Genomic DNA, 23975 nt, shown 5'->3' with positions numbered 1-23975 from the left:
CGTACCAATGGAAGAGAGGTAGCAGATGGACGTAGGACAGATTGCCGGCCTGATAGCGGCCATTGCCTTCGCTATCCTGGCGGGGTTTCTGATCTATCCCCTGATTCGTCTGGGGAAGCTCTTCGATCAGCTGGCGCAGACCATCAAGCAAACGGGCGAACATGTTGTGCCCACTCTGGACGAGTCCGCCAGCACGGTCACCCAGCTCAACCAGACCCTGACTGACGTCAATCGCATCTCCGCAGCGGCTTCGACGACGGCAGGCAACGTAGGTGCCCTGACTGACCTGTACGGATCAATGCTGGGCAAGCCGGTCATCAAAGTGGCAGCCTTCCTGTATGCCATGCGCAAGACGATCTCGTCATTCCTTTCAGGAGGCCGCGACCGCGCCGAATCCAAGTCCTTAACAGCGAAAAAGGCCAATGATGGTCAAGGGAACGAGGGGAGGACCCGCTGATGTTCAAACGGATCTTCTGGCTGGGACTGGGCGTCACAGCAGGCGTGGTCCTGGTCACCAAGGCCGAGGCCTATGTGAGGGCCAATACCCCCAAGCGTGCGAGAGAATTCGTGCTGGGCGAGGATCAGGACCAGGTAGCCTCCCGGACCCTATCCGGCCTGGTGCGCCAGTTCACCCAAACAATGCACCAGCGGCAGGACGAGCTGGACCGCCGCTATCTGTACCGTTTCCAGGGCTGAGCCTGGGGCGGACAGGCCAGTACAAAGAGGCCTGGCCGGTGTAAAATCAGCATATTCAGCTATGAGTCCGAAGCGCGGGCGACTTGTTCGCGCCTCGGACAACCGAGTCATTTGGACAGCCCGTATCCCGTCGGCGTTCACCGGGTCTGAAGGAGCGAAAGCAGCATGCGCACATCGGAAATCGCCAAGCGTTTCCTCGATTATTTCCAAGGCAAGGATCATCTGGTGGTTCCCTCCGCCTCCTTGATCTCGCCCAATCCCACCACGCTCTTCACCATCGCCGGCATGGTCCCCTTCATCCCCTACCTGCTGGGGGAGCAGACCCCTCCCAAAAGCCGCATGGCCAGCAACCAGAAGTGCGTGCGCACCCTGGACATCGACGAGGTGGGCAAGACCACACGTCACGGCACCTTCTTCCAGATGCTGGGCAATTTCTCATTTGGGGACTACTTCAAAGAGGAGGCCATCCACTATGCCTGGGACCTGCTGACCAAGCCCCAGGACCAGGGCGGCTACGGCTTCGACCCCGAAACGATCTGGGTCACCACCTACACCGACGATGACGAGGCTCGCTCCCTGTGGAAGAACGAGGGCTTCGACCCCGAGCACATGGAAATTCTGGGCATGGAGGACAACTTCTGGACCACTGGCGGCCCCGGCCCCGGAGGCCCCTGCTCCGAGATCTATGTGGACCGCGGGCCTGCATACGGCAAGGAGGGCGGTCCCTCGGCCGACGAGAACCGATACATCGAAATCTGGGATCTGGTCTTCGAGAACTACGAGGTGGACAACGTCCGTTCTAAGACCGACCTGCACATCGTGGGCGAGCTGGAGCACAAGAACATCGACACCGGTGCCGGACTTGAGCGGCTGGCCTACCTGCTCCAAGGCAAGCAGAACATCTATGAGACCGACGAGGTCTACCCCGTCATCCGGGCAGCCGAGAGCCTGTCTGGACGGCACTACGGCGATGACGCCCAGGATGACGTGCGCTTCCGTGTGGTGGCAGACCATGTCCGCTCGGCCCTGATGATCATGAGCGACGGCGTCCGCCCCAGCAACGTCGGTCGTGGCTATGTGCTGCGTCGTCTTCTGCGCCGCACGATTCGCTCCATGAAGATGCTGGGCGTGGATCAGGAGGTCCTGCCCCAGCTCTTCCCGGTCTCCAAGGAGGCCATGTCGCCCAGTTACCCTGAGCTGAACAACACCTTCTCCGAGGTGGCCGAATCGGCCTATGGCGAGGAGCTGGCCTTCCGCCGGACACTGGACAAGGGAACCACCATTCTGGACACAGCTGTAAGCAAGGCCAAGAGCGGGAAGGGCGAACCTGAGGTGTCCGGCAAGGATGCCTTCACACTGCACGACACGTATGGCTTCCCCATCGAACTGACCCTGGAGATGGCCGCCGAGCAGGGCGTCAAGGTGGACCAGGACGAGTTCCGAAAGCTCATGAACGAGCAGAAGGCCAGGGCCCGCGCCGATGCCATGAAGAAGCGGCACAACGTGGATCTGAGCGTTTACGATGATATGCGCAAGAGCCTGGACGAGCCTCAGATCTTTCTGGGCTACACCGACTTCTCCAGCCGGTCGACCGTCCTGGGCATCATCCAGGAGGGCAAGGGGGCGGTTCCGGTTGCCAAGGCACCTGCCCAGGTTGAGGTGATTTTGGATCGCACGCCCTTCTACGCAGAGGCCGGCGGTCAGCTGGCCGACCAAGGGGAGATATTGACCGACGATGGGGCCGTCCTGGAGGTAGATGACGTGCAGAAGCCCATCAAGGGACTGACCATCCACCGCTGTCGTCTGACCGAGGGAACGCTGACCTTGCAGGCTACGGCCACGGCCACCATTGACAGGAACCGGCGCGGAGCTATTGCTCGCTCGCACACTGCCACGCACATGGTACACAAGGCCCTGCGCGAGGAGCTGGGCCCCCAGGCCACGCAGCGCGGTTCCGAGGATGCGCCCAACAGGCTGCGCTTCGACTTCCAGTGGTCGCAGGCCCCCAGCCGTCAGGCTATGGATGCGGTGGAGGCCCGTGTCAATGACCGGTTGCGCGACAACCTGGCCGTGACCACGCAGGAAATGAAGTACGACGATGCCATCGCTCTGGGCGCCATGCACCTGTTCGGGGAGAAGTACGGGGACGTGGTTCGTGTGGTCTCCATCGGCGAAGACGGTTGGAGCCGAGAGCTCTGCGGAGGAACCCACGTGGATCACGTGGGCAAGATCGGCGCGGTCTCCATCATGTCCGAAGCCTCGGTGGGCACTGGTGTTCGTCGTGTGGATGCCGTGGTGGGCCAGGGGGCCTACGAATACAACGCCCGTGAGCATGCGCTGGTCTCTCAGCTTTCCGACAAGCTCAACGCTCGCCCTGACGAGCTTGAATCCAGGATTTCGGCCCTGCTGGCCAAGCTCAAGGAGTCCGACCGCCGACTGGCGGCCACCTATGAGCAGCAGATGGCCCAGGCTGTGCCTGAACTGGCCAATCAGGCCCTGCATGCCCCAGGCGAGGTCAAGATCGCCTCTCGGAATATGGGGCATTTCGGCTCGGTCGATGCACTGCGCAAGACGGTGACCGACCTGCGTGCCCGCATGGGTGAGGAATACCCGGTCGTGGTCGCTCTGGCCGGTGTCAGCGAGGGTGACAAGCCTGTCATCTTCGTGGCCACAAACCAGGCAGCTCGTGATCGTGGTTTCAGGGCTGGCGACCTGGTCAGGACGGCCTCCAAGGTTCTGGGCGGCGGTGGCGGCGGAAAGCCTGACTTTGCCCAGGGCGGGGGCCAGGATGCCTCGGCCATTGATCGGTCCTTGAAAGCTCTGAGTGATCAGGTCCGAGAGGGCTGAGCTTCCTGTGCGATCACATACAGCCGTATGGCTGGGGGTGGACCTTGGCGAAGCCAGGGTGGGCCTGGCCCTGTCGGACCCGGAGCTGACCCTGGCATTTCCCGCAGGCAACATCAGGGTTCAAGGCGACTACTTTCAGGCCCTCGACCAGGTGGAGGACCTGATTATGGACAAAAGCGTGTCCAGAGTCGTAGTCGGATACCCTCTGCTCTTGAGCGGTCAGACTGGTCGCAGCGCCAAAAAGGCGTCCCGTTGGGTGCGCGCCCTGACTATCCGCCTTCAGGAGGCCGCACAGGATGCTGACGTTGCCCCAGAGCAGGTGCCCAGTGTAGTATTGCGAGACGAACGACTGACGACCGTCAGCGCCCATCGTCAGCTGTATGATGCCCGCGTGGATGGGCGAAGACATCGTCCCGTAGTCGATCAGCAGTCCGCTGTTGTGCTGTTGCAGTCGGCCCTGGACGATCAACGTGCCGACAAGGAGTGGTAATTGGCCGACGACATGCAGGACTTCTTCCAGGACAAGATCCAGTGGGTGGACGATGGGCAACCCCTGGTTTCCGCTAAACCGCCGCGTCCTCCTCATTCGCGGCGCGAGATGCGCCGTAGACGCGAAAGGCGCAAGCGTCGCAAGCGGATCATGATGGTGATCATCGCTTTGGCTGTTGTGCTGGCCGCTTCCTGTACGGTGATTCTGGTAGGTGGGTTGCGTCATGGCACCCCTAGGATCGTAGCCACCAAGGAGGTCGCCCCTGACTATCCAGGCCCCGGTGGACAGCCCTTGGAGTTTACGGTAGAGAGCGGCCAGGGGGCTGATCAGGTGGGTGCCAATCTAGTCAAGGCTGGTGTGGTCAAGTCCACTGCGGCCTTCCTGCATGCCGTTGCCAGCACTCAGTCCGAATCCAGGTTGATGCCCGGCACCTTCGATCTGCGTCTGCGAATGAAGGCCTCTGACGTGGTGGCCATTCTGACCGACCGGAACAAGGCCGGAGGCTTCCTGCAGGTGCGGGCCGGGGAGCGGGTCCGCGATGTGATCGCCACGGCCGTCCAGCTTTCCGGGGTTCCACAGAGCGAATTCGATGCCCTGATCCAGGCCAAGGGTGAGGGCATCCTTCCCCAGGAGGCCCAGGGTAACTTCGAAGGGTGGCTGCAGCCTGGCGAATACGACGTGCGCAAGGCTGGGTCAGCCAAGGTCATATTGACAGATCTTGTCTCCAAGCGAATAGAGCGGCTGGACCTGCTCGGCGTGCCAGGAGGCCAGGATCGGCAGAACATCCTCAACACGGCCTCCATCATTGAGGCCGAGGTCAACAAGTCTGAATACTACAGCAAGGTGGCCCAGGTCATCCACAACCGACTGGACAAAGGAATGCCCCTGGGCATGGACAGCACTGTGGCTTACTCCAACAATGTCTCCGCCTTGAAGCTGACCGATGCCATGCTGCAGAACACAAACGACCCTTACAACACCAGAGTCCACCAGGGTCTGCCCCCAGGGCCAATCGGCAGCCCGGGCGATGAGGCCATCCAAGCGGTCATGCACCCTGAGTCGGGCGACTGGCTCTATTTCGTAACTGTCAACATGGACACCGGAGAGACTAGATTTAGCGACAATCAGGATCAATTCAACCGCGATGTCAAAGAATACAAAGCGTGGCAATCTCAGCACAACCAGCAGAGCCAATAGCGCCTCTTCATGAATCTCCTTGTCGGTCAGGCGTCGGGCGGGTCTTAGACGGCGTCAACGATCAAGGCCGCTACTGCCCCGGCGAGGATGACCGGGACGTAGGCCAGCGTGAGAGGGCTGCTTGTTCTTGCAGATGCGCGGCGACGAGCCAACCAGAGCAAGGCGAGGGCAATCAGCCCCAGTAGCCCCATCATGAACCACCAGATCAGGATGGTTGTCCATCCAAGAACGGATAGGCTCAGAGCTATCAGACCTGTGGCCGTCACGTCGCCCAGACCAAGGGCACCAGGTCGGACCAGGGCCAGCAAGAGCTGAAGGCCTGCAGATGCCAGAGTCAGCAGCAGGCACTGCACAAGCAATATTGGTTGAGCCCGAATCACCGAAAAGACCAGCAGGGTCACGGTCTGCAGCATCAGTCCGAAGATCACCAGAAGACGAGGGACTCGCCGGGAGCGGATGTCAATCAGGGCCAACAGGAGGGCGGTCAGCAGTCCCGGCACTGGGATGAGGTAGACCATCTTCTAAGATAATCACAGGTAGCCCTAACCTGGCAAACGAGGAACGAACGAGGAGCTTGAATATGTTGCGCTGGCAGACGGCGGGGGAATCCCATGGAGAGGCTTTGGTGGCTATGATGGAGGGCCTGCCCGCCGGGGTCGCCGTGTCCACAAAGGATATTGAATCGGCTCTGGCCCGCCGTCGACTGGGCTATGGTCGTGGGGCCAGGATGGGTTTTGAGCAGGATCGTGTGCGACTGCTGACTGGGGTCAGGCATGGGCGGACGCTCGGCTCGCCGGTGGCCATGGAGATCGGCAACACGGAGTGGCCCAAATGGGAGCGAATCATGAGCGTGGAAGAGCTGCCTGCCGATCAGGAGCCTCCGACGACTGGTCGCAACGCCCCCCTTACCAGGCCCAGGCCCGGCCACGCTGATCTGACTGGTATGCGCAAGTATGGGTTTACGGATGCGCGTCCGGTCCTTGAGCGTTCCTCGGCCAGGGAGACCGCATCCAGGGTGGCCTTAGGATCAGTGGCTGCTGACTTTCTGCAGCAGGCTCTGGGCATACGAACCGTCTCCCATGTCGTCTCCATAGCCGGGATCGGCCTGGAGGGGCATGAAGTCGTGCCTGGCCCTGAGGATGGAGCCGCCCTGGATGTCTCGCCGGTCAGGACCTTGGACAAGGATGCCGAGAAGCGGATGATGGCCAGGATCGACCAGATCAAGAAGGACGGAGACACCGCCGGAGGCGTCTTCGAGGTCATCGCTTATGGTGTGCCTGCAGGTCTCGGCACGTATGTGGAGGATGACCGACGTCTGGATGCTGCCCTGGCCAGTGCCTTCATGAGCATTCAGGCCATCAAGGGTGTGGAGATCGGCGACGGATTCAGCGAGGCTGATCGTCCTGGCTCACAGGCCCATGATGAGATGGAGCCGGGCCTGGACGGTACGATCCGCAGGCTCAGCAATCACGCAGGCGGCCTGGAAGGCGGCATGTCCAACGGCCAGCCGATCAGGGTAAGAGCCGCCATGAAGCCCATCTCCTCGGTCCCTCGGGCCCTGCGCACAGTGGATGTGGCCACCGGTCTGCCTGCCCAGGCTATCCATCAGCGCTCAGACGTGACTGCCGTTCCTGCCGCCGCAGTGATTGGTGAAGCCATGATGAACCTGACCCTGGCGCGCTTCGCCTTGGAAAAGTTCGGCGGCGACTCGCTCGACGAAGTTCAACGCAACGCCCAAGCCTACCTCCAGTCCTGGCCTGAGCATCTGCGGTGAGGGGCGGATCGCATGATTGAAAGCAGCAGCATGCCCAAGGCCGTCGTCATCGGCATGCCCGGTGCAGGCAAGACCCGTCTGGGCAGGGAGACAGCCGCCCTGATCAAGGCGCCTTTTAGGGATACGGACCAGTGCGTTGAGAAAGAGGCAGGCCGATCAGTCAGCGAGATCTTCGACACCCGGGGCGAACAGGCTTTCCGAGATATGGAAACCCGAGCGGTCCTCGAGCTGCTGAAGGACTTTTCCGGTGGCATCCTGTCCTTGGGAGGAGGTGCTCCCATGAGCATCGAGGTCTTCCAAGCACTGCAGGATTATCGGCGGGCAGGTGGCGCTGTAGTCTACTTGCAGATCGACCCGGAGGAGGGGATCAGCCGAGCGGCTCGGTCGGATCATCGTCCACTCCTTCGCGGTGGTGCGTCAGAACGCTGGATGGCTCTCTATCGTGAACGTCGCAGCGTCTACCAGGATCTAGCAACTATTACCCTAAAATCCAGGAACACCACCCCTCATGCCCTGGCCAGACGATTGGCCGATGCCTTGACTGAGCGGGTGGTTCACGTCAGCGGGCCTGACCCATACGATGTGAGGATCGGCGCAGGGGTGACCGGGCGACTGCATGAGTTGCTTGGAGACCAGACTATGAGGGTGGCCCTGATTCACACCCAGCCGGTTCAGCGGCATTCCGACCATGCCCGGGCCCTGCTGCGCCAGGCTGGTTACCAGGTGTTGGATCTGACCATTCCCGACGCGGAGGCCGGTAAGACCATCCAGGTCAGTCAGAGCATTTGGGAGCGCCTGTCTACTGAAGGCTTTACCCGTTCCGATGCAGTCGTAGGCCTGGGGGGGGGAGCAGCTACTGATCAGGCCGGGTTCATTGCCGCTACCTGGATGCGGGGCATTCACTATGTGAACTGCCCTACTTCCCTGCTGGCCATGGTCGATGCGTCCACCGGAGGCAAAACCGGCATCAACCTGGAGCAGGGCAAGAATCTGGTCGGCAGCTTCTATACCCCTGTCGGCGTCCTCGCAGATCTGCGCACCCTGCGTACCCTGCCCAACGATATCTTTGTAGAGGGCTTGGGCGAGGTGGCCAAGTCCGGTTTCATCATGGATGGGGGCATCCTGCGTGAGCTGGAGGAGCGGGCCGACTCCCTGCGTGCTTTCGACGGACAGGAGTCCGACCAGTGGTTGGGCACGGTGGTCCAGGATCTGATCGAGCGTACGGTCGAGGTCAAGGCCCGGCACGTCTCGGTGGACCTCAAGGAGTCCGGCTTGCGGGAGTTTCTCAACTACGGCCACACCTTGGGCCACGCCATCGAGAAGATCGAACACTTCACTTGGCGGCATGGCCAGGCCGTATCCGTGGGCATGGTCTTCGCAGCCGAGCTGGCAAGGATCACCGGCCATCTGGATCAGGAGGCGGTCGACTATCATCGGCAGCTTCTCTCTTCTCTGGGCCTTAGGACATGGTGGGATGGGGGAGATTTCGACCAGGTGCTGGCTCTTATGCATCGGGACAAAAAGGCCCGAGGCAACAAGTTGCGGTTTATCATTCTTGATGGGTTGGGCAAACCCACCCACCTGGACGATCCGCCGGTCTCGGCGCTCAAGGAGGCCTTCCAGGCCATACGCAAGGAGGAATGACAGATGGCGGATGCCGACAAGGGCAGGCAGAAGGTTCTGGTGGTCAACGGACCCAACCTGGGTCGGCTGGGCGTGCGCGATCCTGATGTCTATGGCCGTCAGGATCTGGCGACTCTCGCCCGGGACTGCGAACATTGGGGTCTGCAGTTGGGCTTGGATGCTCAGGTGCTGCAATCGGACGACGAGGGCCAGGTCATCCGTTGGATGCACCAGGCCGTGGACCAGAGCAGCGCAGTGGTGCTCAACCCGGCTGCCTTCACTCACTACAGTTATGGGCTTGCCGATGCTGCCGTTCAGGTCACACAGGCAGGGCTGCCGCTGATGGAGGTCCATATTTCCAATCCCTCATCCAGAGAGGCCTTCCGTCGGCGCAGCGTCATCTCGCCAGTGGCTACCGGCACCATCACCGGCATGGGCTTCTACGGATACCGGCTGGCCTTGGAAGCAGTAGCCCATCTGCTGGAGTCCGCATGAGCGACAGCGGAGAGACCAGTAAAAAACTCTTCGCACCGCCCACGGCTATCCTTGTCCGCGGGGCCAGGGTTCACAACCTGCGCGATCTGAATGTAGATATCCCCCTGAATCGCCTGGTTGGGATCGCTGGGGTCTCGGGCTCCGGAAAATCCTCCTTGGCTCTGGGAGTCCTTTATGCAGAAGGTTCCCGCCGTTACCTGGAATCCTTGTCTACCTACACCAGGAGGCGGATGACTCAGGTTCAGCGTCCTCAGGTGGACTCGGTACGCTTCCTGCCGCCAGCCTTGGCTCTGCGTCAACGGCCGGGCGTTGGCGGCATGCGTTCCACCTTCGGCACCGCCACTGAGCTGCTCAATGTGCTCCGGCTGATGTTCTCCCGGCTGTCCAGCCATGTCTGTCCCAATGGCCATCGCCAGGAGCCTACCCTGGCTGTGGCTGCCGAGATGCCCATCACCTGCCCGATCTGCGGAGCAAAGGTGGTGCCTCCCAGCGCCGAGGAGCTTGCCTTCAACTCTCTGGGAGCCTGCCCCACCTGCCAGGGAACCGGAACCGTGCGTGAGGTGGACGATGCCACCCTGGTCCCCGATGACAGCCTGACTATCGATCAGGGGGCAGTGGTGCCGTGGCGGACCTTCGGCTTCAACGTTCAGCCCGACATCGTGCGCGAGTTCGGAGTCCGCACCGATGTGCCTTGGCGGGACTTGACTGATAGGGAACGGAAGATCGTCTTCGAAGGGCCGGCCGAGAAGAAGCACATCACCATCACCTCGGTCAAGGGGGTCCACGAGCTGGACTTCACATTCCGCAATGCCCGCCTGACTGTGACCGAGGAGCTCAAAAGGGCCAACGATGACAAACGCCTAGCCAAAGTTGCCAAGTTCCTGACCGAAAGGACCTGTCCTGATTGCAAGGGCACACGGCTCAACCAGCGGGCGCGCCTGCCTGAGATCAACGGGGACAACCTGGCCAAGGTCACCTCCTGGCCCCTGGATCGCGTGCTGGACTGGGGACGAAAGCTGCCGCCCACATTGCCTGAAGCTTTGCAGCCCATGGCCTCAGCCTTATGCAGGACTCTGGCAGAGATGGGCAGGCGTCTGATACAGCTGGGACTGAGCTATCTGACCCTGGACCGTTCCAGCGCATCTCTTTCCACAGGCGAGCGGCAGCGGGCCCAGCTGGCTAGGGCTGTACGCAATGAGACCACCGGCGTGCTCTATGTGCTGGATGAGCCCTCAACTGGCCTGCATCCGGCAAACCTGGAGGGGCTGATAGGGGTCATGCGCGATCTGTTGGCCGACGGCAATTCCGTGGTCTTTGTCGACCATGACGTCAAGGTTTTGGCATCAGCCGACGATCTTATCGAAATGGGCCCCGGAGCAGGGGAACGCGGCGGCAGGATCCTGGCACAGGGAGCTCCTGAGCGGATCGCCGCCGATCCGGACTCGCGCATCGCTGGTTTTCTGGATGGACATGAGCCTGTTCTGACGCGGGACCGGCATCCCTTGCCTGCCGAGAATGAATGGATCCGTATGCAGGCAGGACCCATTCACACGGTCCGCCCGCTGGATCTGGCCATTCCTCGTGGCTGCATGACGGCTGTGACCGGGGTATCCGGTTCCGGCAAGACCACTATGATCCTGGAGTCTCTGGTTCCGGCCCTCCAGACCTGTATTCAGGGCAATCCAATGCCCAAGCACGTACACAGCCTGGATTCGGCGGGCATCGACAGGGTTCGCCTGGTGGACTCCTCGCCCATTGGCATCAATGTGCGCTCCACGGTGGCCACCTACTCGGGGCTGATGGACCGGTTGCGCCGTCTCTTCGCGGCCACTGAACGAGCGGAAAAGGACAAGCTGGGAATCTCGGCTTTCTCCTATAACACCGGATCCCTGCGCTGCCCCCAGTGCGACGGTACAGGCCAAATCAGCCTGGATGTGCAGTTCCTGCCCGACATCCCCATCACCTGTCCCAGCTGCCATGGTCGACGGTACCGTCCGGAGGCCGAGCATTACCGACTGTCCACGCCGTCCCACCCGGAGCCGCTGAGCCTGCCTGATCTGCTGGCCATGGAGGTGGGCCGGGCCTTGGAAGTCTTCGCACAGAGCCGCGAGTACACGGCCATCCGCAGAGGCCTGCAGACCTTGAAGGATCTGGGATTGGACTACCTGACCCTGGGGGAGGACACTCCCTCCCTTTCTGGCGGGGAGGCCCAGCGGCTGAAGCTTTCCAACGAGCTGGGCCGCACACAGAGTGGCTCCATGTTCGTTCTGGACGAGCCCACCACCGGCTTGCACCCCTTGGATGTGCGCGTCCTGATCGGAGTGCTGGAGCGCCTGGTCAGCAAAGGGGCTACTGTGGTCTTCATCGAACATGATCTGGACATGATCGCCAACGCCGACCATGTGGTCGATATGGGCCCGGGCGGCGGCGATCGAGGCGGAAGAATCGTGGCACAGGGCGACCCTGAATCCGTAGCTCGTAACCCGGATTCGGTGACCGGCCGCTACCTGGCTGAACACCTACATCTCAAGCGAGTCTGAATCCGTCCGCCCCCTCGAGTGTTGGTCGGTTTCTGGTCGCTCCCGTCTGATAGGCTGAAGTTCCATGGTCAGAGAACATGGAAATTCGCAAGGGCATATCACCAAACACATTTTCGTCACCGGCGGCGTGGTCTCTTCATTGGGCAAGGGACTGACGGCATCCTCTCTGGGCCGACTGCTGAGAAGCCGCGGGATTCGCGTTCTTCAACAGAAGCTGGATCCCTACATCAACGTCGATCCGGGAACCATGAACCCCTTCCAGCACGGCGAGGTCTACGTGACCGAGGATGGGGCCGAAACCGATCTGGACATCGGCCACTATGAGCGTTTCACCGACGTCTTCCTCTCCCAGAAGGCCAACGTGACCACCGGCCAGATCTACCAGTCCGTTCTGCGCAAGGAGCGTGCGGGGGAGTACCTGGGCCAGTGCGTCCAGGTCATTCCTCACGTGACCAACGAGATCAAGAGTCGTATGCGGGCCCAGGCCGGCGACGACGTGGATGTGATCATCACCGAGATCGGTGGGACTGTGGGCGATATCGAGTCCCAGCCCTTCATGGAGGCCGCCCGCGAGGTTCGGCGGGACATAGGCCCGGACAACTGCATGTTCGTCCATGTCTCCCTGGTTCCCTACGTGGCCGCCGCACACGAGCTCAAGACCAAGCCCACCCAGCACTCGGTCATGGCCCTGCGCCAGCTGGGCATTGCCCCCGATGCCCTGGTGCTGCGCTCGGACCGGCCGCTCAACCAGGCCATCAAGGACAAAATCTCCCTCATGTGCGACGTGGATGCCGAGGGTGTGGTCAACTGCGTGGATGCGCCCAGCATCTACGACGTGCCCAAGATCCTCTACAAGGAGGGTCTGGACGCCTATGTGGTGCGCAAGCTGGGTCTGCCCTTCCACGATGTGGACTGGAACGAGTGGGAGGACCTGCTCGACAGAGTCCACAATCCCCGTACCAAGGTGGCTATTGCCATCGTGGGCAAGTACATCGACCTGCCTGATGCCTACCTGTCGGTCATCGAGGCTTTGAAGGCCGGCGGCTTCGGCAATCGGTCGCAAGTGCAGGTCAAGCTGGTTGCTGCCGACACCTGCGAGACCATGGACGGCGCCCGCAGGGCCTTGGAGGATGTCGACGGCATCGTGGTCCCCGGTGGCTTCGGCATCCGTGGCATCGAAGGCAAGATCGGCGCCCTGCGCTACGCCCGCGAGACCGGCTTGCCCGCACTGGGACTCTGCCTGGGTCTGCAGTCCATGGTCATCGAATTCGCCCGCCACGTTCTGGGGCTGGAGGATGCCAACTCCTCGGAGTTCGAGCCTGACTGTGAAAACCCGGTCATTGCCACCATGGAGGAGCAGAAGGACATTGTGGCCGGCCATGGTGACATGGGTCATACCATGCGCCTGGGTGCCTACCCTGCAGTGCTCAAGCCTGACTCCCTGGTAGCCCGGCTCTACGGCTCTACTGAGATCTCCGAGCGCCACCGTCACCGTTACGAGGTCAACGTGGCCTACAAGGAGCGGCTGGACAAGGCCGGTCTGCACATTTCGGGCACTAGCCCGGACGGGCAGCTGACCGAGTTCGTGGAGCTTTCCCAGGACCAGCACCCCTTCTATGTGGGCACCCAGGCCCACCCGGAGTTCAAGTCCCGGCCCACCAAGCCGCATCCTCTCTTCGCCGGCCTGGTCAAGGCCAGCCTGGAGCATGGAGGCCAGGAGGCGGCCTGAGGTCAATTCGTTTTCAAAAACGTTCGCTATGATCGCCCGTTTCCCTCTTATAGGGAAGCGGGCGATTGTCCGTCTCGGCGCTGCTGTTAAGAGGGCTGGCTGAATTCCTTAGAGAGCGTAAGCCAGGCTCTGGCGGTTCACTACTGTCCCGGTTATCCTGTAATGGTGTGATCGGCCGCATATGGCGGCCGTGCGTGTGTTAGGAGGTCTCAGCTCGTGGATAGCACCTCGCAGCGGACAGACACATCGAGGGATGTGGAAATGAGCCAGTACGTGGCCGACCGCTCCCGCGTCAACGAAGAAAAAATCAAACAGGACGACCAGATCATCTCCGAGTTCGGCGACTATACCTATGGCTGGCATGATTCCGATGACGCTGGGCGCGATGCCCACAAGGGCATCGATGAGGACGTGGTTAGGGCCATCTCGGCCGACAAGGGCGAGCCTGACTGGATGCTGCAGATGCGGCTTAAGGGCTATCGGGCCTTCATGGAAAAGCCCATGCCCAAGTGGGGCGTGGATTTAAGCGGGTTTGATGCCGACGACTTCAAGTACTATGTCAAGCCCTTGAAGGAGCAGGCCAAGGACTGGAAGGATCTGCCCGACGACATCCGCACCACCTACGACAGGCTGGGTATTCCCGAGGCCGAGAAGAAGCGGCTGGTCTCCGGCGTGGCCGCTCAGTATGAGTCCGAGGTCATTTACAACTCCATTCGTGAAGACCTGCGCAAGCAGGGAGTCATCTTTCTGGATACGGACACAGCCCTGAAAGAGTACCCAGACCTCTTCCGTAAGTACTTCGCCACCGTTATTCCTCCGGACGACAACAAGTTCGCCGCCCTGAACACAGCGGCCTGGTCGGGCGGCTCCTTCGTCTATGTGCCCAAGGGTGTCCATGTGGATATCCCTCTGCAGGCCTATTTCCGCATCAACACGCCTAACATGGGGCAGTTCGAGCGCACGCTGATCATCGCCGACGAGGGCTCGTACGTCCACTATGTGGAGGGCTGCACGGCCCCCATCTACTCCACTGACTCCCTGCATGCGGCCAATGTGGAGATCGTGGTCGAGCCCCACGCCCGCGTGCGCTACACCACGGTGCAGAACTGGTCCAACAACGTCTACAACCTGGTCACCCAGCGTGCCTATGTACGCGAGGGCGGGACCATGGAGTGGGTTGACGGCAACATCGGGTCCAAGGCCACCATGAAGTACCCGGCCTGCATCCTGGCCGAGCCTTACGCCAAGGCCGAGACTCTTTCCTTGGGCTTCGCCGGCAAGGGACAGTACCAGGACACGGGCGCCAAGATGATCCATCTGGCACCTCACACCTCCTCCACCATCGTCTCCAAGTCCATCTCCCGCAATGGGGGAAGGGCCGCATACCGAGGCCTGGTCAAGATCATCAAGGGCGCCGAGAAGTCCTCTTCCTCGGTTGTCTGCGATGCCCTGCTGGTGGACGACTACTCCCGCTCCGACACCTATCCTCATGTGGACGTTCGCGAGGACGACGTTTCGATGGCTCACGAAGCCACCGTCTCCAAGGTCTCCGAAGACCAGCTCTTCTATCTGATGAGCCGTGGTCTGGAGGAGAAGGAAGCCATGGGCATGATTGTGCGCGGGTTCGTGGAGCCCATCTCCCGGCAGCTGCCTATGGAGTACGCGTTGGAACTCAACCGCTTGGTCGAATTGCAGATGGAGGGTTCGGTAGGCTGATGTCACAGAAGAGCGAAATAACCATTCCGCACGCGGATCCCGAAGATCCGTATGCATTCCCGGCCACCATGCCGTCCAGCGCCGACAAGGAGCCCCGATCCTTCAATCCCGACGACTTCCCCATGCCCACGCGCAAGCAGGATGACTGGCGATTCACCCCCATCGACCGGATGGAGGAGTTCTTCACCGTTTTCAAGCCCAGCGGTCTGACCAAGGTTTCGGTCACCATGATCGACGGGTCCGAACCGCCAGCAGAGCAGGTCAGCTTCAGCCAGATTCCTATGGACCAGGCTCCCTGCGGCACTGTCCTCAAGCCCAGCGATCGAGCGGCTGCCGTGGAGTGGGCGAGCGGCAAGCAGGCGACTGTAGTCAATCTCAAAGGCACTCTGGATCAGCCTGTGCTGGTCCGTGTCAATGGCGGCGGTCCTGAACTTGATGCCTTCCACCTGGTCATCAAGGCAGAGGCGGGCACCAAGGCCGATCTGGTGGTTGAGCACCAGGGCCAGGCACGCCTTGCAGAAGGGGTTGAAATCGATATTGGCGACAATTCGCAGATGTCGACCACCTTTATTCAAGAATGGGACAAGGGCAGCAAGCATATCGGCAACCACCGCATTCACCTGGGTGCCGAGGCCTCCCTGCGTCACTCCGTCGTCAGTTTAGGCGGAGACGTTGTGCGGCTGCGCATGGATCAGGACTTCGGCGGCGAGCAGGGTGACCTGAACATGCTGGGCATCTACTTTGTCGATCCCGGCCAGCACATGGAGCACCGGACCATGGTGGTCCACAACCACCCCAACTGCAAGTCCCGTGTGGTCTACAAGGGGGCCCTGGACGGAATCGGCGCGCACACGACATGGGTGGGCAACGCGCTCATTCAGCCCACGGCGCCTGGAACCGACTCCTATGAGCTCAACCGGAATCTGGTGCTCACCCCGGGGGCCATTGCCGATTCCGAGCCCAACCTGGAGATCGAGAACGGCGACATCATCGGGGCCGGCCATGCCAGTTCGGTCGGACGCTTTGACGATGAGGAGCTCTTCTACCTGCAGTCCCGTGGCATCCCGGAGCAGGAGGCCCGCAAGCTGGTGGTTCGAGGCTTCTTCGGCGAACTGGTGGAGGAGATTGACGTCCCCAGCGTCTCCGGGCACCTGATGGGGGTCATCGACCGCAGGCTGGCGGCCGGCGAGGATCAAGAGATGCAGCACGTTTTGGAGGAGAACTGACATGTCCACATTGGAAATCAAGGATCTGCACGTCTCGGTGGAGACCAAGGAGGGTCGCAAGCAGATCCTCAAGGGGGCCACGCTGACCGTTCACTCTGGCGAGACCCATGCCATCATGGGGCCCAACGGGTCGGGCAAGTCCACGCTGGCTTACACCCTGGCTGGTCATCCCAAGTATGAGGTGGACTCGGGCCAGGCTCTGCTGGATGGGCAGGACCTGCTTAAGATGACCCCGGACGAGCGGGCCAAGGCCGGTCTCTTCCTGGCCATGCAGTACCCGGTCGAGGTGCCCGGCGTATCCATGACCAACTTCCTGCGTACTGCCAAGACCGAGGTCGACGGTAAGGCTCCGGCCATCCGCCAGTGGACCAAGGATCTGAATGATGCCATGAAGAGGCTGCGCATGGATCCCAAGTTCGCCCAGCGCTCGGTCAATGAGGGCTTCTCGGGCGGTGAGAAGAAGCGGGCCGAAGTTCTGCAGCTGGAGCTGCTCAAGCCCAAGTTCGCTGTCCTGGACGAAACCGACTCCGGTCTGGACGTGGACGCCTTGCGCATCGTTTCCGAAGGAGTCAACAGGGCCAAGGAGAGCACGGGCATGGGTGTGCTCATGGTTACCCATTACACCAGGATCCTCAAGTACATCAAGCCTGACATCGTCCATGTCTTCGCTGACGGCCGTTTTGTGAAGACCGGTGGCCCTGAGCTGGCCGACACCCTGGAGGATACCGGGTACGACCAGTACTTGCCCGAGGGCGCCGACTCGGAATCGGCTCTGGCCTGAGGATAAGAGAAGAGGTCCGCAATGGTCATCGATGACAGTATTCGTCAGCAGTTTCCGATTCTGGACCAGCAGGTGCATGGTCACCCCTTGGTCTATCTGGATTCGGCCGCAACAGCTCAGAAGCCTCTGGCGGTCATCGATGCCGTTCGGGATTTCTACTTGAGGGACAACGCCGGGGTACACCGGGGCGCCCATGAGCTGGCCGCCCGCAGCACCATGGCCTTTGAGCATGCTCGCTCCCGCGTTGCCGCCTTGGTCGGGGCAGAGGGCCAGGAGGGCGGCGAGGAGATTGTGGTCACCGCCGGTGCCACGGCCGCTCTGAACCTGCTGGCCACCGCCTTCAGCAACGCCAGCCTAGGTCGCGGAGGCAAGGCGGCACGTCGTTTCGCTCTGAAGCCGGGGGATGAGGTCGTGGTCACCAAGGCTGAGCACCACTCGGTCCTCCTGCCCTTCCAGGAGCTGTGCTACCGGACCGGAGCAGTCCTCAAGTACTTCGATCTGGATTCGGAGGGCCGCGTCCTGGCCGATACTGCCGACCAGGTCATTACCGAGCGGACCAAGGTGGTCGCCGTCACCCACGTCAGCAATGTGACCGGCGCCATCACCGACATCAAGCCCATCGTCCGCCGTGCCCACCAGGTGGGCGCCCTGGTAGTGCTGGACGTTTGCCAGTCGGTGCCTCATCTGCCTGTGGATCTGCATGCCATGGATGTGGACTTCGCTGCTTGGAGCGCTCACAAGATGTATGGCCCCACCGGCGTAGGCTTCCTCTACGGCCGTCGTGAACTCCTGGAAGCCCTGCCTCCGGCATCATTTGGCGGATCCATGGTGGAGCTGGCCTATCTGGACCGTCCAGCCAGCTACATGGATCCTCCGGCCCGGTTCGAGGCTGGAACACAGCCGGTGGCACAGATGATCGGCGCCGGAGTAGCCGCCGATTGGCTGATGGATTTGGGCATGGATAACGTGGCTGAACACGAGAGGACCATCACCGCTGGTCTGTTGCGACTGGGTGATTTGGAGGGTGTGCGAATTCTAGGGCCGACCACGCCAGAGGGCCGGATCGGTACGGTTGCTTTCGACGTTCAGGGAGTCCATCCTCACGACGTAGGCCAGTATGTGGATTCACGCGGTATTGCTATCCGCGTGGGACATCACTGTGCTCAGCCGGTGCACCGCCACTTTGGCCTGATGGCATCCAACCGGGCCTCAACGGGCGTTTACAATACTGTTGCCGATACGGATGCCCTGCTGGATGCCGTCTCCGGTGTCCGCAGCTTCTTCCGAGTGGCCTGAAGGCCTTCACCGGCAGCGCATAGACGGTTTTGACCAAGACGTACTGGTAAGTTTAAGGACATGGCGGATTTCGGTATGGACGACGAGGAACTGGAGCAGATGTACCAGGAGGTAATCCTGGACGCAGCACGAAATCCTCACGGGCGTGTAGGGGATCAGTCTGATGCGGGGGAAGACCCGGATGGCGACGGCGTGACCATCCGGGTGGAGCACGAGGCCTGTCTGGCTGCCGAGTCCCATCAGTTCAACCCCACCTGCGGGGATCAGGCCACCATCCATGTGGAGGTAGCGCCTGGCGAGCAGGGCGGTCCCGACCTCATCCAGCGAATCGTCTGGCAGGGTTCGGGCTGTTCCATCAGCCAGGCCAGCCTGTCCATCATGGTGGATCTGGTCCAGGGGCAGGCCGTCGATCATGCCATGGACCTGGCTGCCGATTTCCGCAAGCTCATGGAATCACGCGGAGCTGGACTTGAGGACGAGCAGACTCAGGATGCCCTTGGCGATGCCATGGTCTTCCAAGGCGTGTCCAAGTATCCCATGCGAATCAAGTGCGCTCTGCTGGGTTGGGAGGGTATGAAGGCCTCCGTGGCCCAAGCCCTGTCGGCTGGGCAAGAGGGCGACGAAGGTGCGAAGGAGGAGCAGGCATGAACGGCAATATGAATCTGGTGCCCGAACCCCAGGACTCCATCCTGGCCTCGGTGGGCAGAGCCATCAGCGATCCGGGTACGGCACAGGCGCTGGCCAGCAATCCTTTGGGTGCTGAAACGGTTTTGAAGTCGGCAGAAGGTAGTTCCATGCGCCAGGTCGATAGTCAGGCGGACAAGGAGTCCAATTTGACACAGTCTGATGATCAGAGTGCAGAAGCAGTTACATCAGGAGCTTCCCCTGATGGCGCGTCAGCGGACCGGGTCTTAAGCGACCAATCCTCGACCAGTGCGCCGGCCGGCAACAGTGCCAAGACTACGAACCAGAATGCCGCTGATACTGAGGCCGCTGCTGAGGAAGCCATTCCTTTGAAGGCTGTTGACGACATCGGCCGGGCCACTGCTGAAGATGTCAAGGAGGCTCTGCACCAGGTCATCGACCCTGAGCTAGGCATTGACGTAGTTGACCTGGGGCTGGTCTACGGCATAGAAATCGACGAACTGGGAAGGGCCATCATCACCATGACCCTGACCACGCCGGCCTGCCCCCTGACTGACCTGATCGAGGATCAGTGCGCCAGCGTCCTTGCGGGCCTGGTGGAAGAGTTTCGCATCGATTGGACCTGGTCGCCGCGCTGGACCCTTGACATGATCACCCCAGAAGGTCGTGAGCAGTTGGCCGCCATCGGCTTCAACTTCGAGAACATGCCCACGTATCAGTGAGGATACCCGTCCGGCAGGCCGACTCGGGTCCTCCCATGCGAATATACTGATGTTTCCGGTCCGCCGTGACCGGCACGGCGCATGAGAGAAAGCACAGTGAAATGGCATTGTCCATGGGCTGGAAACTGCATGGAGACGGGAAGACATTGGCTCCGGGCGAAGTGGTGGAACCCGATGAGCGACTCACATGGCCACGTACGGCTGGCATCGGCGCCCAGCATGTCATCGCCATGTTCGGCTCCACCTTCCTGGTTCCTATTCTGACCGGATTCGACCCCTCTACAACCCTCTTCTTCACGGCCATGTCTACGGCCCTCTTCCTGCTGATCAACCGCAATCGCCTGCCCTCCTACCTGGGCAGCTCCTTTGGTTTTATAGCGCCGGTCCTGGCGGTGACCACCGCTCACAAGGGTCTGGCTGTGGCCTCCTTCGGGATCATGGTCACCGGCGCTCTGCTCTTCCTGATCGGCCTGATCGTCCACTTCGCCGGTTCGCGCTGGATCGATATGATCATGCCCCCTGTGGTCAATGGCGCCATCGTGGCCATCATCGGCTTCAATTTGGCCCCTTCGGCCTGGAAGAATTTCAAATCCGCTCCGCTGACCGCCTTGGTAACCCTGGTGGCCGTCATGCTGATAGCAGTCCTCTTCAAGGGACTGATTGGCCGACTCAACATTCTCTTGGGCGTCATTGTCGGGTATTGCTTCGCGGTCACACAGGGTCAGGTCGACTTCGCGGCTGTGGAAAAGGCCGCCTGGTTCGGTCTGCCTCACTTCCAGACTCCTCAGGCCGACCCCTCCGTCCTGGCCATGTTCATCCCCGTGGTGCTGGTCCTGGTGGCGGAGAACATCGGACATGTCAAGTCGGTGGCTCTGATGACCGGCCGCGATTATGACGATCAGATCGGCACAGCCCTGATGGCCGACGGGCTGGGTACCACTCTGGCCGGTTTGGGCGGAGGCTCGGGCACTACCACCTATGCTGAGAACATAGGCGTTATGGCCGCCACCAAGGTCTACTCCACAGCCGCCTATTGGTGTGCTGCAATCTTCGCCTTCCTGCTCTCCCTCTGCCCCAAGTTCGGGGCCATCATCAATACCATTCCCACTGGCGTTCTGGGCGGGGTCACCACCATGCTCTATGGCATGATCGGCATGCTGGGCATCCGCATCTGGGTGGAGAACAAGGTGGATTTCGGCAAGTCCGTCAACATGACCGTGGGCGCCGTCGTCATGATCGTGGGCATCGCTGACTTCACCTTCGCGGTGGCCGGGGTCAGCTTCAACGGTATCGCCATTGGCTCTGTGGCTACGCTGGTCATGTACCACGGTCTCAAGGCCATCGGCCGCTGGCGGGGGACCATCGACCCGGACGACTACATTCATGAGGATCCGCAGGCCGTCTCCCAAGAGAGCTGATTGCCTCGGTGTCGTCCGACTTTCCGTGGTTTCCTGATGCTGAAGATTGCCTGATGTTAATTGGTTGCCCGATATTAAGTACTCGGCCATGGAATGAAGCGACGGAGGGCCGCAGGACTCTGCTGCTGAGCAGAGGACTCAGTTCCTGGCTTGATCGGTTGACTGGCTTGTTCAAATAACTGGCTGGACCAGCTCTGGCAAGGTTCAGCCAGCGCGCTTGGGTCTGGTCGCATAGAAGGCTACGGCGCTTGACGCAGCCACGTTCAGGCTGTCCACGTCGTGGCTCATGGGAATGCGTACAGTGAGGTTCGCACTGGCGATGGTCCTGTGACTCAGTCCATCACCTTCCGTACCGAATATCAGAGCCAGACGATCGATCCGGTTGGGTCCGGGACCTAGACGCTCCGCCAGCTCATCCAGGCTGATGGCATCCCGGTTCAGGGCCATAGCCGCCGTCGTGAAGCCCAGATCCTGCAGTTGGCGCATGCCCTGGTCGGGCCAGGCGTGGATATCATCGCCGCCGATCCTGGTCCATGGAACCTGAAAGACCGTGCCCATGGAGACTCTTGCAGCTCTGCGGTACAGAGGATCAGAGCAGGATGGCGTGACTAGGACGGCATCCACCTGCAGGGCGGCAGCTGAACGCATCAGGGCACCGATGTTGGTGTGATCAACAATATTCTCCATGACGGCTACTCGCTTTGCTGATCGGCAAATCTGCTCAACAGTGGGCAGAGGCCAGCGTCTCATGGCGGCCAGCGCGCCTCGATGGAGCCGGTAGCCAGTGATCGTTTTGAGCTGTGCAGGGCTGGCCACATAGACGGGGACGTTAGGTCCGAAGGTTGCGTCCACCTGATCGAACATGGAACGCATTCCCTCCAGCCATGGTTCCTCCACCAGGAAAGAGATAGGTTCTACCCCAGCATCCAGAGCACGGGCGATAACCTTGGGGGATTCGGCGATGAACAGGCCCTTGGCGGGTTCCAGACGATTGCGCAGCTGTGGCTCTGTCAGCCTGGTGAAGGCCTCGATTCTGTCGTCCTCGATGGAGTCGATTCTCACTCTGAGCACGCCTGTAGCTCCTTCTTCTGGTTCTTGGGCCTTTGAGGGACCCGTGTTCTGTCAACAGCATAGGCGGCGCAACCGAAAACCGGGCATGTGTGATTTTCACTCAAGAACACTGATAATAAGTCAAAATGAGCTGTACTCATCAGTTGCATTAATCAAAAAAGCAACGGCACGAGCCATACATGAATCTGTGGATGAAATATTCAACGCTAATTTTCAATAAATACGAAACATGAGAATCGAGGTGGCCCCATTGATGAGAAGCTAAGTGTCCGGAACGGGAGTTGAACCCGTACGCCTGTATATATATAGGCACTAGCACCTCAAGCTAGCGCGTCTACCATTCCGCCACCCGGACAGGTGCGTAATCGCAACGCAGACAATCATAGCATCTCAGGCGGCATCGCGCACTGGGCGATTGGGGGGTGCGTGTCGTCGTGGGAGAACGCTTTTCGGCAGCGGGCTGTAGCCTGTCACCATGACTGCACCCCTCTTTCTGCTGGATCCCGACCACGATGATTCCCCACTGGCCAGCGACGAGCTTCACACTGGCTGGCGTCTGACCCTGCCCGAGCATATTCGTCGCCATGCTCTGGGCTCCATGAGGCTGCAGAACGGGGATCAGCTGGATCTTTCAGACGGAAACGGACTGCGGATCAGTGCCTTGGTCAGGGATGCTTCGACCGGTTTGGTGGAGGTCATCGCTGTGGGCCGCCAGGCACTTCCAGAGAAGGGACTGGTTCTTGTTCAGGCCCTGGCCAAGGGCGGCAGGGACGAGCAGGCCATCGACATGGCCACCCAGATCGGGGTCGATCAGGTCATGCCCTGGCAGGCTGATCGATCCATTGCCAAATGGCGGACTGGTCGCAACGACCGCCACTGGCAGGCCACCTTGGACGCAGCCACTGAGCAAAGCCGGAGGGCCTACCGTCCTCGACTACTGGGCAAGGTAGACAGCCATGGTCTAGCCGCTTGGTGCCGGATGGCAACCAATCAGGGAAACCTAGTGCTGGTTCTGCACCAGGATGCCGACCTTGGGTGGGATGCGGTCCGTAAACGTGTTGGCGAGCTGCCAGATGGCTCGTCAGTTGCTGTGGTTGTGGGTCCCGAGGGTGGGATTGCCAATCAGGAGGTCCAGGCCATGATGAGGCAGGGGGCCCTGCCGGTGAGGCTGGGAGGCAACATACTCAGGGCGGCTCTGGCTGGACCTGTGGCCCTGACTCTGCTGGCGGATATGATGGGCCGCTGGCATTCAGAAGCCCCTGAGCCCAGCGCATGAAGTAGATCGCAATATACGTCCTCGACCATAAAATGGAAAACAGCATTGTCAGCAAACGGTAAGGAGTGGCTATGAGCGATGACGATCGACAGGAGGACTGCATTTTCTGCAGAATCGTGGCGGGAGAGGTTCCCAGCGAAAAAGTCTATGAGGATGAGACCGTCTACGCTTTCAAGGATGCCAACCCCAAGGCAGCCGTCCACGTCCTGATCGTCCCGCGCCACCACTACGGATCGGTGGCCGAACTGGCCAAGGCGGATCCCGATACCCTGGCCCGCATAGTCCAGGTGGCGCAGCGAATCGCCGACCAGGACTTCCATGGAGCCTACCGGTTGATCTTCAATACGGGAGAGGATGCCGGCCAGTCGGTCTTCCACGTCCACGCCCACGTTCTGACCGGACAGGTGCTTCCCGAGTGAGGCCCGCATTCACC

General features: G+C 60.9%; 21 protein-coding genes and 1 tRNA gene. 19 read left to right on the top strand and 3 right to left on the bottom strand.

What is annotated here, in order from left to right; genetic code table 11:
- The first annotated feature begins 25 nt into the window (after window positions 1-25).
- The 5 genes from DKK75_RS04065 (at window position 26) to mltG (ending at window position 5230) form a co-directional block, all read left to right on the top strand.
- Window positions 26-457 (top strand): DUF948 domain-containing protein, encoded by a 432-nt coding sequence (locus DKK75_RS04065; protein ID WP_110452162.1) that lies wholly within the window; start codon window positions 26-28, stop codon window positions 455-457.
- Window positions 457-696, top strand: coding sequence for a hypothetical protein (locus DKK75_RS04060; RefSeq protein ID WP_110452161.1), 240 nt, complete (start codon window positions 457-459; stop codon window positions 694-696). The genes DKK75_RS04065 and DKK75_RS04060 overlap by 1 nt, the downstream gene beginning before the upstream one ends.
- 165 nt (window positions 697-861) lie before the next feature.
- The gene (gene alaS / locus DKK75_RS04055) at window positions 862-3543 is read left to right on the top strand and encodes an alanine--tRNA ligase (protein WP_110452160.1); all 2682 of its coding nucleotides are present in this window, start codon (window positions 862-864) and stop codon (window positions 3541-3543) included.
- A 7-nt stretch (window positions 3544-3550) separates the two neighbouring features.
- Window positions 3551-4033: a Holliday junction resolvase RuvX gene (gene ruvX, locus DKK75_RS04050; protein ID WP_110452305.1), complete on the top strand. Its 483-nt coding sequence runs from the start codon at window positions 3551-3553 to the stop codon at window positions 4031-4033.
- The gene (mltG, locus tag DKK75_RS04045; RefSeq protein ID WP_181414442.1) at window positions 4034-5230 is read left to right on the top strand and encodes an endolytic transglycosylase MltG; all 1197 of its coding nucleotides are present in this window, start codon (window positions 4034-4036) and stop codon (window positions 5228-5230) included.
- Between the two features lie 44 nt (window positions 5231-5274).
- Here mltG and DKK75_RS04040 read toward each other — a convergent pair whose 3' ends face one another.
- Window positions 5275-5748 (bottom strand): hypothetical protein, encoded by a 474-nt coding sequence (locus DKK75_RS04040; RefSeq protein ID WP_110452159.1) that lies wholly within the window; start codon window positions 5746-5748, stop codon window positions 5275-5277.
- Between the two features lie 62 nt (window positions 5749-5810).
- Here DKK75_RS04040 and aroC point away from each other — a divergent pair, with 62 nt between their 5' ends.
- From aroC to DKK75_RS03980, 12 genes are all read left to right on the top strand, one after another.
- The gene (aroC, locus tag DKK75_RS04035; RefSeq protein WP_110452158.1) at window positions 5811-7004 is read left to right on the top strand and encodes a chorismate synthase; all 1194 of its coding nucleotides are present in this window, start codon (window positions 5811-5813) and stop codon (window positions 7002-7004) included.
- 12 nt (window positions 7005-7016) lie between these two features.
- The gene (locus tag DKK75_RS04030; protein ID WP_110452157.1) at window positions 7017-8648 is read left to right on the top strand and encodes a bifunctional shikimate kinase/3-dehydroquinate synthase; all 1632 of its coding nucleotides are present in this window, start codon (window positions 7017-7019) and stop codon (window positions 8646-8648) included.
- A 3-nt stretch (window positions 8649-8651) separates the two neighbouring features.
- Window positions 8652-9122 (top strand): type II 3-dehydroquinate dehydratase, encoded by a 471-nt coding sequence (locus tag DKK75_RS04025; protein ID WP_110452156.1) that lies wholly within the window; start codon window positions 8652-8654, stop codon window positions 9120-9122.
- Window positions 9119-11662 carry an excinuclease ABC subunit UvrA gene (locus tag DKK75_RS04020; RefSeq protein ID WP_110452155.1) on the top strand — a complete coding sequence of 848 codons (2544 nt, stop codon included), beginning with the start codon at window positions 9119-9121 and terminating at the stop codon, window positions 11660-11662. The genes DKK75_RS04025 and DKK75_RS04020 overlap by 4 nt, the downstream gene beginning before the upstream one ends.
- A 64-nt stretch (window positions 11663-11726) precedes the next feature.
- A complete protein-coding gene (locus DKK75_RS04015) occupies window positions 11727-13391 on the top strand; it encodes a CTP synthase (protein WP_110452154.1) in 1665 nt (554 codons plus the stop codon).
- Between the two features lie 261 nt (window positions 13392-13652).
- Window positions 13653-15107, top strand: a complete 1455-nt coding sequence (gene sufB, locus DKK75_RS04010) for a Fe-S cluster assembly protein SufB (RefSeq protein WP_181414468.1) — start codon at window positions 13653-13655, stop codon at window positions 15105-15107.
- Entirely contained in the window at window positions 15107-16333 is a 1227-nt protein-coding gene (sufD, locus tag DKK75_RS04005; RefSeq protein WP_110452152.1) for a Fe-S cluster assembly protein SufD, read from the top strand. Before sufB ends, sufD begins: the two co-directional genes overlap by 1 nt.
- Before the next feature lies 1 nt (window position 16334).
- Window positions 16335-17114 (top strand): Fe-S cluster assembly ATPase SufC, encoded by a 780-nt coding sequence (gene sufC, locus DKK75_RS04000; protein WP_110452151.1) that lies wholly within the window; start codon window positions 16335-16337, stop codon window positions 17112-17114.
- 21 nt (window positions 17115-17135) lie between these two features.
- Window positions 17136-18410, top strand: a complete 1275-nt coding sequence (locus DKK75_RS03995; RefSeq protein ID WP_110452150.1) for a SufS family cysteine desulfurase — start codon at window positions 17136-17138, stop codon at window positions 18408-18410.
- 60 nt (window positions 18411-18470) lie between these two features.
- Window positions 18471-19058 (top strand): Fe-S cluster assembly sulfur transfer protein SufU, encoded by a 588-nt coding sequence (gene sufU, locus DKK75_RS03990; protein WP_110452149.1) that lies wholly within the window; start codon window positions 18471-18473, stop codon window positions 19056-19058.
- Complete coding sequence (locus DKK75_RS03985; RefSeq protein WP_110452148.1) at window positions 19055-19777, top strand: metal-sulfur cluster assembly factor; 723 nt, start codon at window positions 19055-19057, stop codon at window positions 19775-19777. Before sufU ends, DKK75_RS03985 begins: the two co-directional genes overlap by 4 nt.
- A gap of 101 nt (window positions 19778-19878) precedes the next feature.
- Window positions 19879-21195 (top strand): uracil-xanthine permease family protein, encoded by a 1317-nt coding sequence (locus DKK75_RS03980; protein ID WP_110452147.1) that lies wholly within the window; start codon window positions 19879-19881, stop codon window positions 21193-21195.
- 204 nt (window positions 21196-21399) lie between these two features.
- On the opposite strand, the gene DKK75_RS03975 is transcribed toward DKK75_RS03980, so the two are convergent.
- Window positions 21400-22266, bottom strand: coding sequence for a TrmH family RNA methyltransferase (locus DKK75_RS03975; protein ID WP_110452146.1), 867 nt, complete (start codon window positions 22264-22266; stop codon window positions 21400-21402).
- A gap of 266 nt (window positions 22267-22532) precedes the next feature.
- A tRNA-Leu gene (locus DKK75_RS03970) sits at window positions 22533-22621 on the bottom strand.
- 120 nt (window positions 22622-22741) lie between these two features.
- On the opposite strand from DKK75_RS03970, the gene DKK75_RS03965 reads away from it, so the two are divergent.
- The gene (locus DKK75_RS03965) at window positions 22742-23542 is read left to right on the top strand and encodes a 16S rRNA (uracil(1498)-N(3))-methyltransferase (RefSeq protein WP_110452145.1); all 801 of its coding nucleotides are present in this window, start codon (window positions 22742-22744) and stop codon (window positions 23540-23542) included.
- Between the two features lie 71 nt (window positions 23543-23613).
- Entirely contained in the window at window positions 23614-23961 is a 348-nt protein-coding gene (locus DKK75_RS03960; protein WP_110452144.1) for a histidine triad nucleotide-binding protein, read from the top strand.
- The last annotated feature ends 14 nt before the right edge of the window (window positions 23962-23975 follow it).

This window comes from Bifidobacterium asteroides (assembly GCF_003202695.1).
In the GTDB taxonomy this organism is placed as follows: domain Bacteria; phylum Actinomycetota; class Actinomycetes; order Actinomycetales; family Bifidobacteriaceae; genus Bombiscardovia; species Bombiscardovia asteroides_G.
Note: the sequence above shows the minus strand (reverse complement) of the source record. Positions and strands in the feature narration are given on the sequence as shown.

What these genes read in the sequence shown, in the direction of transcription:
- DKK75_RS04040 (WP_110452159.1), bottom strand. Translation starts at nt 5,748, where the DNA reads ATGGTCTACCTCATCCCAGTGCCGGGACTGCTGACCGCCCTCCTGTTG.
- DKK75_RS04065 (WP_110452162.1), top strand. Translation starts at nt 26, where the DNA reads ATGGACGTAGGACAGATTGCCGGCCTGATAGCGGCCATTGCCTTCGCT.
- DKK75_RS04020 (WP_110452155.1), top strand. Translation starts at nt 9,119, where the DNA reads ATGAGCGACAGCGGAGAGACCAGTAAAAAACTCTTCGCACCGCCCACG.
- sufB (WP_181414468.1), top strand. Translation starts at nt 13,653, where the DNA reads ATGAGCCAGTACGTGGCCGACCGCTCCCGCGTCAACGAAGAAAAAATC.
- DKK75_RS03960 (WP_110452144.1), top strand. Translation starts at nt 23,614, where the DNA reads ATGAGCGATGACGATCGACAGGAGGACTGCATTTTCTGCAGAATCGTG.
- sufD (WP_110452152.1), top strand. Translation starts at nt 15,107, where the DNA reads ATGTCACAGAAGAGCGAAATAACCATTCCGCACGCGGATCCCGAAGAT.
- alaS (WP_110452160.1), top strand. Translation starts at nt 862, where the DNA reads ATGCGCACATCGGAAATCGCCAAGCGTTTCCTCGATTATTTCCAAGGC.
- DKK75_RS03995 (WP_110452150.1), top strand. Translation starts at nt 17,136, where the DNA reads ATGGTCATCGATGACAGTATTCGTCAGCAGTTTCCGATTCTGGACCAG.
- DKK75_RS04030 (WP_110452157.1), top strand. Translation starts at nt 7,017, where the DNA reads ATGATTGAAAGCAGCAGCATGCCCAAGGCCGTCGTCATCGGCATGCCC.
- aroC (WP_110452158.1), top strand. Translation starts at nt 5,811, where the DNA reads ATGTTGCGCTGGCAGACGGCGGGGGAATCCCATGGAGAGGCTTTGGTG.
- DKK75_RS03980 (WP_110452147.1), top strand. Translation starts at nt 19,879, where the DNA reads ATGGCATTGTCCATGGGCTGGAAACTGCATGGAGACGGGAAGACATTG.
- DKK75_RS03965 (WP_110452145.1), top strand. Translation starts at nt 22,742, where the DNA reads ATGACTGCACCCCTCTTTCTGCTGGATCCCGACCACGATGATTCCCCA.
- DKK75_RS04060 (WP_110452161.1), top strand. Translation starts at nt 457, where the DNA reads ATGTTCAAACGGATCTTCTGGCTGGGACTGGGCGTCACAGCAGGCGTG.
- DKK75_RS04015 (WP_110452154.1), top strand. Translation starts at nt 11,727, where the DNA reads ATGGTCAGAGAACATGGAAATTCGCAAGGGCATATCACCAAACACATT.
- DKK75_RS03985 (WP_110452148.1), top strand. Translation starts at nt 19,055, where the DNA reads ATGAACGGCAATATGAATCTGGTGCCCGAACCCCAGGACTCCATCCTG.
- sufC (WP_110452151.1), top strand. Translation starts at nt 16,335, where the DNA reads ATGTCCACATTGGAAATCAAGGATCTGCACGTCTCGGTGGAGACCAAG.
- DKK75_RS04025 (WP_110452156.1), top strand. Translation starts at nt 8,652, where the DNA reads ATGGCGGATGCCGACAAGGGCAGGCAGAAGGTTCTGGTGGTCAACGGA.
- sufU (WP_110452149.1), top strand. Translation starts at nt 18,471, where the DNA reads ATGGCGGATTTCGGTATGGACGACGAGGAACTGGAGCAGATGTACCAG.